The following is a 1,129-nucleotide window of genomic DNA, read 5'->3' as shown; positions in this document are numbered from 1 at the left end:
GAGACCCGGCAACTGTGTTTACGGGTGGTAGGGTTTTTGATCTCGAACGATGGCGTTGAGGGTTATGAGCAGCTTTCTGGCGACGGCGATGAAGGCGAGCTTGGCCGGTTTTCCAGCTGCGGTGAGGCGCTGGTAGAGGGTCTTGAAGCGCGAGTTTGAGCGGGCGGCGGTGACGGCGGCCATGTAGAGGGCCTTTCGCACGCGTCTTCGCCCGCCCTGGATGCGGCGCACGCCCTTCAGCTGGCCGGAGTCCGCGTTGAACGGGGCCAGGCCTGCCAGCGCGGCGATCTGGCCGGGCCTGCGCCGGCCCAGCTCGGGCATCAGCGAGAGCAGGGCTGTGGCGGTCACCTTGCCGATGCCCGGCACGGTGCGCAGCAGATCGGCCTCGGTCTTGAGCGCCCGGCTTTCGGCGATGAGCGCGGCGATGGCCGCGTCCAGCCGGGCGATCTCGGTGTCGAGCCAGGCGATATGCGCCTCCAGGCTGGCCAGCACGAGATCATCCCCGCCCGTCTCCTGCTTGCGCACCTTCTCTGCAGCGCGCTGATCGACGAGCTGGTCGCGGCGCCGGCCCAGCTCGCCCAGACGCATCCGCTCGGGCTCGCCGGGGGTGCTGGGGTCCGGGCGCAGACGCGCCCCCAGATCGGCCAGCATGCGCGCGTCGATCCGGTCGGTCTTGGCCAGTCGCCCGGTGGCTTGGGCAAAGCGGCGTGCCTGAGTCGGGTTGAGCCGGGCAAAAGCGAACCCGGCGCAGGCCAGCCCGGCGCGCAAGGGCCCGTCATAGCGGCCGGTCGCCTCGAACACGGCGAACGCGGCGGCCGGGTCCCGCCCGCCGAGCCAGAGGGCGATGGCCTGGGGCGTGTTCTCGATACGGGCATGGCCGGTGCGCGGATCGAAGATGTCTAGATGGGTCTTGGAGACGTCGATTCCGATATGGGTCTGGTGTACACTCATGGGGTCTGTCCCTGTGATGCGACGTCCGATGCGACCGGCGTCGTGCAACTGTTCAGACTGATTAAGCTCAGCGCGAAGGGACCGGGCCGGATCGCGACCTCCCCAAAGGGGGTCAGGAACCCAACGGTCTCCTTCGCGCCCCTAATCTGGCACAGCTCCAACACACAGGAACCCAGAG

At 68.4% G+C, this 1,129-nt stretch carries 1 protein-coding gene; it reads right to left on the bottom strand.

Annotated features, from left to right (window positions below; translation table 11 throughout):
• Positions 1 to 18 precede the first annotated feature (18 nt).
• Positions 19 to 951, bottom strand: coding sequence for a transposase (locus tag E5162_RS14200; protein ID WP_135945943.1), 933 nt, complete (start codon positions 949 to 951; stop codon positions 19 to 21).
• Between the last annotated feature and the right edge of the window lie 178 nt (positions 952 to 1,129).

Source organism: Marinicauda pacifica (assembly GCF_004793635.1).
Taxonomy (GTDB): domain Bacteria; phylum Pseudomonadota; class Alphaproteobacteria; order Caulobacterales; family Maricaulaceae; genus Marinicauda; species Marinicauda pacifica.
This window is presented reverse-complemented; position numbering and strand designations above follow the sequence as displayed.